Source organism: Plasticicumulans sp., assembly GCF_035331805.1.
Classification (GTDB): Bacteria; Pseudomonadota; Gammaproteobacteria; order Competibacterales; family Competibacteraceae; genus Plasticicumulans.
The window spans coordinates 1-6,292 of sequence record NZ_DAOLKE010000212.1; the positions used below are offsets into that span (position 1 = coordinate 1).

Below are 6,292 nucleotides of genomic sequence, written 5' to 3' on the forward strand. Positions count from 1 at the left end.
GCATCCCGCCGCTGAACCTGCGCCCGGCCGCCAACGCCGCCGGTGCGCCGGCGGCGGCAGGGCCGAGCCTGCACGTCGTGCTGACGGTGATGGCCGATCCCGGCGCGCGCTTCACCGGCATGGAGCTGCTGATGGCTGCGCACGATCTGGGGCTGAAGTTCAGCAAGCAGGGCCTGTTCGACGGCTACGTCAACGGCGAGGTGCGCGGCAAGCCGGTGTTCTCGATCGCCAACGTCATCGAGCCGGGCGTGTTCCCGCCCGGCGAGGTGCAGCAGCTCAGCACGCCGGGCCTGCTGCTGTTCATGAAGCTGCCGGGATCGGTCGCCGAGCCGCTGCCGTCGCTGGAGCTGATGCTGTCGCAGGCGCGCCGGCTGGCGGCCAAGCTCAACGGCACGCTGTGCGACGAGCAGCGTCGCCGGCTCGGCCCGGACGGCATCAGCGAGCTGCGCCTGCGCGTGACCGACTTCCAGCGCCGGCTGCGGCAGACGGCACCGGCCTGAGCTGCCGGCGGTCTCCGGCGCCGTCGGCCATGGCGGTCCCGCTGCCCGCTGCTGCACTCCCGCAGGCGGCGGGCGCCTGAACGACGGCGGTGAACGGCCGGGCGGGGCGGATCAATCGCGCGCCCGCTCCCTGTCACCCGGCCTGCTTTCCAGCCCCTCTCCGCACCGGTCGTCGCCATCGCCCGACCGGCAGACCCTGCCGACCCCCGCCCGGCGTCGAGGCGGAGAGGGGGACGGCGGGAAAACCTTCCTGCCGATCACGCATGAACGCCCTGGTTCATCCCCTCTCTCCAGGCCTCCCCCGCGAGGGGGGATAGGCTGAAAAGACCGGGCGTTCAGCTGCGAGACCGGCATGACCTGCTGCGCGTGACCCGCATGAGCCACCTCGATCCCCACGCCCGGCTGCTGCAGCTGCGCGATGAGATTCGCCGGCACGAGTACCTGTACTACGTGCTCGACCAGCCCGAAGTCCCCGATGCGGTGTTCGATGCGCTGGTCATCGAACTGCGCGGCATCGAGGACGGGCATCCGCAGTGGATCACGCCGGATTCGCCGAGCCAGCGCGTCGGCGGCAGGCCGGCGGCGGGCTTTGCGCCGGTGCGCCACGCGCTGCCGATGCTGTCGCTCGACAACGCCTTCACCGAGGCCGACGTGCGCGACTTCGACCGCCGCGCGCGCGAGCGGCTGGCCGCGGCCGGCATCGAGGTGGATGCGATCGCCTATTCGGCCGAGCCGAAGCTCGACGGCCTCGCCGTCAGCCTGCGCTACGAGCACGGCCTGCTCCGTCAGGCCGCGACCCGCGGCGACGGCACGACCGGCGAGGACATCACCGCCAACGTGCGCACGATCCGCGCGATCCCGCTGCGCCTCGCCGGCGGCGGCTGGCCGGAGGTGCTGGAGGTGCGCGGCGAGGTATTCATGCTGCGCCGCGACTTCGAGCGCCTGAACGAGCGCGCCCGCGAACGCGGCGACAAGACCTTCGCGAACCCGCGCAACGCCGCCGCCGGCAGCCTGCGCCAGCTCGACCCGGCGGTGACCGCCGGGCGGCGGCTGTCGTTCTACGCCTACGGTCTCGGCGAGGTCTCGGACGAGCGCGCGCTGCCCGGCGAGCACTCGGCGATCATCGAGCGGCTCGGCGACTGGGAGCTGCCGGTCTGCCCGCAGCGTGCAGTGGTCTTCGGCCCGGACGGCTGTCTCGGTTATTACGCCGGCATCGGCGTGCAGCGCGCAGCGCTTGCCTACGACATCGACGGTGTCGTCTACAAGGTCGATTGCCTTGACTGGCAGCGCCGGCTCGGCTTCGTCGCGCGCGCGCCGCGCTGGGCGAGCGCGCACAAGTACCCGGCGCAGGAGCAGCTCACCACGGTCGAGGCCATCGACGTGCAGGTCGGGCGCACCGGCGCGATCACGCCGGTCGCGCGGCTCGCGCCGGTGTTCGTCGGCGGCGTCACCGTCACCAATGCCACGCTGCACAACTTCGACGAGGTCGCGCGCAAGGACGTGCGCATCGGCGACACCGTCATCGTGCGCCGCGCCGGCGACGTGATCCCCGAGGTCGCCGGCGTGCTGCTCGATCGCCGGCCGATGCGCAGCCTCCTCGATCCCGAGCACGAGCCCTGGCAGCCGCCGCAGCACTGTCCGGTGTGCGGCTCGCACATCGAGCGGCCCGAAGGCGAGGCGATCGCGCGCTGCAGCGGCGGCCTGACCTGTGCCGCGCAGCGCAAGGAGGCGATCCGCCACTTCGCCGCGCGCCGCGCGCTCGACATCGACGGGCTCGGCGAGCGCTACATCGAGAACCTCGTCGATCTCGGCTACGTGCACGGCGTCGCCGACCTGTACCGGCTGACACTCGATGACTTCCTGGAGATGAAGCGCCGCGCCGACGAGCGCGACGGCATCACGCCCGAGACCGTCGCGCAGGGCAGGATCGCGACGAAGTGGGCCGAGAACCTGATCGGGGCCCTGGCGCGCAGCCGGCACACGACGCTCGCGCGCCTGCTGTTCGCACTCGGCATCCGCCACGTCGGCGAATCGACCGCGAAGACGCTCGCCGACTGGCTCGGTGCGCTCGAACGCGTGCGCCACGCGCCGGCACCGGTGCTGCGCGCGCTGCCCGACATCGGCCCCGAGGTCGCCGAGGCCATCGACGAGTTCTTCCTTCAGCCCGGCAACCAGCAGGCGCTCGATGCGCTGCTCGCCGGCGGCGTGCAGCCCGCCGACGAACATCCGCCGGCCGCCGCGCTCGCCGAACGTCTGAACCCGGTCGCGCTGCTCGCCGCGCTCGGCGCCCCGAAGCTCAGTGAAGCCCGCGCCCGCCAGCTCGCACCGGCGCTCGGGGCGCAGGGGCTGGCCGCGCTGCCGGACCTGCTCGCCGATGAGGCGCGCCTCGCAGGCACCGGACTGCCGGCCGGGCACGTACAGGCGCTGCGCGACTGGCTTGCCGTGCCGGAATCCCGCGCGCGCGTGCAGCGCACCGCCGGTTTCGCGGCCGGACTGCTCGCGCTGCTGCCCGCCGCACCGGTCATCGTCCGGCCGCTCGATGGCCTCACCGTCGTGCTGACCGGCACCTTGTCGGCGATGACCCGCGACGAGGCCAGGGCCCGCCTCGAAGCCCTCGGCGCGAAGGTCGCCGGCAGCGTCTCGAAGAAGACCGGCTATGTCGTCGCCGGCGCCGAGGCCGGCAGCAAGCTCGCGAAGGCGCAGGAACTCGGCGTCGAGGTGCTCGACGAGGCGGCGTTCCTGCAGCGGCTGGCGCAGTGGGAGTCGGCGGGCGGAGGCTGATGCCGGTCGGGTGACCGGCTTCAGTCGCCGAGGTGCAGCCAGCTGCGCAGCCGCTGCAGCAGCCCGGCCTGGGCCTGCACGGCCGTCTCGACCGCGGCGACCGAGGCGGCGGTGCCGGCCTGAGTGGCCTGCTGCGCGGCCTCGAACGCCGATTGCAGCAGCTCGTTGGCGGCCGGCTGCAGCGCCGGCAGCGTCAGCGGAACCGTCGTTTCCAGCAGTTGCTCCGGCGGTGGCGGTTCAATGACGATCGGCGGCGGATTCACCACGCCGTGCAGGCCGATGTCGGCGAGCACCGCCGAGGCATCGGCCAGCCAGTCGGCGAGCAGGGTGCGAAACGGCTGCACCTGTTCGAGCTGCGGTGCGTGACCGCAGTCGGACCAGATCAGCAGGGCGCCGTGGCGAAGCTGCGCGACCGTCGGTTCCAGCGACTGCGGTGACACCAGCGGATCGAGCGCCCCGGCGAGCACCAGCACCGGCTGATCGAGCGTCGCGAGCGCCGGCAGCAGGCGCAGGCCGGCGAGCGCGCCGGTGTAGCCGGCGATCGCCGCCGGGTCGCAGGCGAGCGCGATCTCGCAGAGCTTCGCGATCTGGGCGGCGTCCTCGCGCAGGCCCGGCAGCGCGTGCGGCAGCAGGTGATCCATCGTCGCGTGGTGCTGGGTCAGCGTCGGGATCAGGCGGGCGATGCGCTCGGCGCCGAGCCAGGCCAGCGGGCCGAGGTGATCGAGCCGGATGCCGTCGGCCGGCGCCGGCGTCAGCAGCAGCAGGCTGCGGATCCGCTGCGGCTGCAGGATCGCGAGCTGCAGCGCGACCACGCCGCCGAGCGAGTGCCCGACCACGTCGCAGCGTTCGATGTCGAGCGCATCGAGCAGCGCCAGCACGTCGGCGGCGGCGCACGGCACGTCGTAGCCGTGGCCCGGTCGCCCGGAATCGCCGAGGCCGCGCAGGTCGGGGGCGATCAGCCGGCGCCCGGCCGGCGGGTCCGCGAACTGCGGGGCCCACCACTGCTGGCTCGCGAAGTTGCCGTGCAGCAGCAGCAGCGGGGCACCGCTGCCGGTCTCGCGGTAATGCAGGCGGCAGTCGGGCAGGTCGAGCATCGGCATGGCGGGCGGTCCGGGCGGGCGGGTGCGGCATTGTGCGGGCCGGCACCGGCGAAGTCATCGCAAGCCGGCAGGCCGAAACCAGCCCTTGCACGCTCATTGCGGCGCAGCATCGTGCAGCGTTGTCGCGGCACCGGCGAGCGGCTTAAATGCCGGCAGCCGCCGTCGCGAGCGATGGCGGGATCATCCTGCGAACCGCAGCAATTCCGCCGATCTGTCAGTCGTCCGCCGCTGCCGGTGCGCGGACCGGGAGCCCTGACGATGGAACATGCCTACCAGCACCGCGACCGTGACGGTCAGCCGATCGACCTGCCGGTCGGCAAGATCGTCTGCATCGGCCGCAACTACCTCGACCACGTGCGCGAACTCGGCAACGCCGTGCCCGAGGCGCCGCTGCTGTTCATGAAACCCTCGACGGCGATCGTCGGTCTCGATGCGCCGCTGCGCCTGCCCGAGGCGCGCGGCAGCTGCCATCACGAGCTGGAACTCGCCGTGCTGATCGGCAGGCGCCTGACCGGCACCAGCCCGGCGGCGGCGCGCGAGGCGATCGCCGGTTACGGGCTCGCGCTCGACCTGACGCTGCGCGAGGTGCAGACCGAGCTGAAGAACAAGGGCCAGCCCTGGGAACTCGCAAAGGCCTTCGACGGCGCCTGTCCGCTGTCGGGCTTCGTGCGCCCCGAGGAACTGCCGGAGCCGCAGGCGGCGGAACTCGAACTGCTGGTCAACGGCGAGCGCCGCCAGCACGGCAGCACCGCGCAGATGATGCATCCGATCCTCGACCTGATCGCCCACATCTCGCGCCACTTCACGCTGCTGCCCGGCGACGTGGTGCTGACCGGCACGCCGGCCGGCGTCGGACCGCTCGCGTCCGGCGACCGGCTGGAGCTGCGCCTCGCCGGGCGCTGGAGCTGGTCGGCGCGCGTGGCCTGAAGCAATGGGCGGCTGCGCCGATGCGGGGGAGGCGGGTGCGGCGCGGCTGCCGCGCATCGCGATCGCCTGCCAGGGCGGCGGCAGTCACACGGCGTTCACGGCCGGCGTGCTGCAGCAGCTGCTGGCGGCGGCCGGGGCGGACGGGCGCTTCACGATCGCCGGGTTTTCCGGCAGCTCGGGCGGGGCGATCTGCGCGCTGCTCGCCTGGTACGGGCTGCTGCTCGGCTCGCCGGCCGAGGGCGTGCGCCTGCTGGAGGACTTCTGGCACGACAACGCCGCCGAGACGCTGCCGGATCAGCTGCTCAACGAGTTCGTGCTCGGCAGCGCGCGGCTGCGCGATCACCTGCTGCTGCCGGAGCTGTCGCCGTACGACGTGCCGAACTGGGGCCAGGACCAGCTGCGTTCGCTGCTCGAATGGCACGTCGAGTTCGAGCGCATCCCGCAGCTCACCGGCCCCGGCCGGCCGAGCCTGTTCGTCGGCGCCGTCGACGTGCTCGCCGGCTGCGCACGCAGCTTCCGCGACGCCGAGATCACGGTGGCGACGCTGCTCGCCTCGACGGCGACCCCGACGCTGTTCCGTGCCGTGCGCGTCGGGGCCGGTCATTACTGGGACGGCCTGTTCACGCAGAACCCGCCGATCCGCGAACTCGCGGCGCTCGCGCCCGACGAGCTGTGGGTCGTGCAGATCAACCCGCGCAGCACGCCGGAGCTGCCGCGCACGCTCGATGCGATCCGCGACCGCCACGGCGAGCTTGCCGGCCATCTGGCGCTGGAGCAGGCGCTCGGCACGATCGAGCTGGTGAACCGCCTGCTCGCGAGCGGCGAACTCGCCCCGGGGCGCTTCCGCCCGATCCGCGTCCACCGGCTGCAGCTGGCGCGCACGCTCGATCACGCCGCCAAGCGCGACCGCAACCCGGCCTTCCTGCGCGGGCTGATGCGCGAGGGACGGCAGGTGGCGGCGGCGTTTCTGGAGGGCTGGAGCGG

The 6,292-nt window shown here is 73.2% G+C and carries 5 protein-coding genes; 4 read left to right on the plus strand and 1 reads right to left on the minus strand.

Annotation, left to right across the window (positions count from 1 at the left end):
• Together PKE44_RS13540 and ligA are read left to right on the plus strand one after the other, a co-directional pair.
• The coding region (locus PKE44_RS13540) for a cell division protein ZipA C-terminal FtsZ-binding domain-containing protein (RefSeq protein WP_324552070.1) at positions 1-500 on the plus strand (500 nt) is incomplete at its 5' end.
• 375 nt (positions 501-875) lie between these two features.
• The gene (ligA, locus tag PKE44_RS13545; RefSeq protein ID WP_324552071.1) at positions 876-3,281 is read left to right on the plus strand and encodes an NAD-dependent DNA ligase LigA; all 2,406 of its coding nucleotides are present in this window, start codon (positions 876-878) and stop codon (positions 3,279-3,281) included.
• 20 nt (positions 3,282-3,301) lie between these two features.
• On the opposite strand, the gene PKE44_RS13550 is transcribed toward ligA, so the two are convergent.
• Complete coding sequence (locus tag PKE44_RS13550; RefSeq protein WP_324552073.1) at positions 3,302-4,381, minus strand: alpha/beta hydrolase; 1,080 nt, start codon at positions 4,379-4,381, stop codon at positions 3,302-3,304.
• A 258-nt stretch (positions 4,382-4,639) separates the two neighbouring features.
• On the opposite strand from PKE44_RS13550, the gene PKE44_RS13555 reads away from it, so the two are divergent.
• Both PKE44_RS13555 and PKE44_RS13560 read left to right on the plus strand, forming a co-directional pair.
• Positions 4,640-5,308, plus strand: coding sequence for a fumarylacetoacetate hydrolase family protein (locus tag PKE44_RS13555; RefSeq protein ID WP_324552074.1), 669 nt, complete (start codon positions 4,640-4,642; stop codon positions 5,306-5,308).
• Between the two features lie 4 nt (positions 5,309-5,312).
• Positions 5,313-6,292, plus strand: a 980-nt coding sequence (locus PKE44_RS13560) for a patatin-like phospholipase family protein (protein ID WP_324552075.1), incomplete at its 3' end; no start/stop codon positions are given.

Bases quoted from the DNA above. Each gene is read 5' to 3' on its own strand.
- ligA (WP_324552071.1), top strand. From the start codon at position 876: ATGAGCCACCTCGATCCCCACGCCCGGCTGCTGCAGCTGCGCGATGAG.
- PKE44_RS13550 (WP_324552073.1), bottom strand. From the start codon at position 4,381: ATGCCGATGCTCGACCTGCCCGACTGCCGCCTGCATTACCGCGAGACC.
- PKE44_RS13555 (WP_324552074.1), top strand. From the start codon at position 4,640: ATGGAACATGCCTACCAGCACCGCGACCGTGACGGTCAGCCGATCGAC.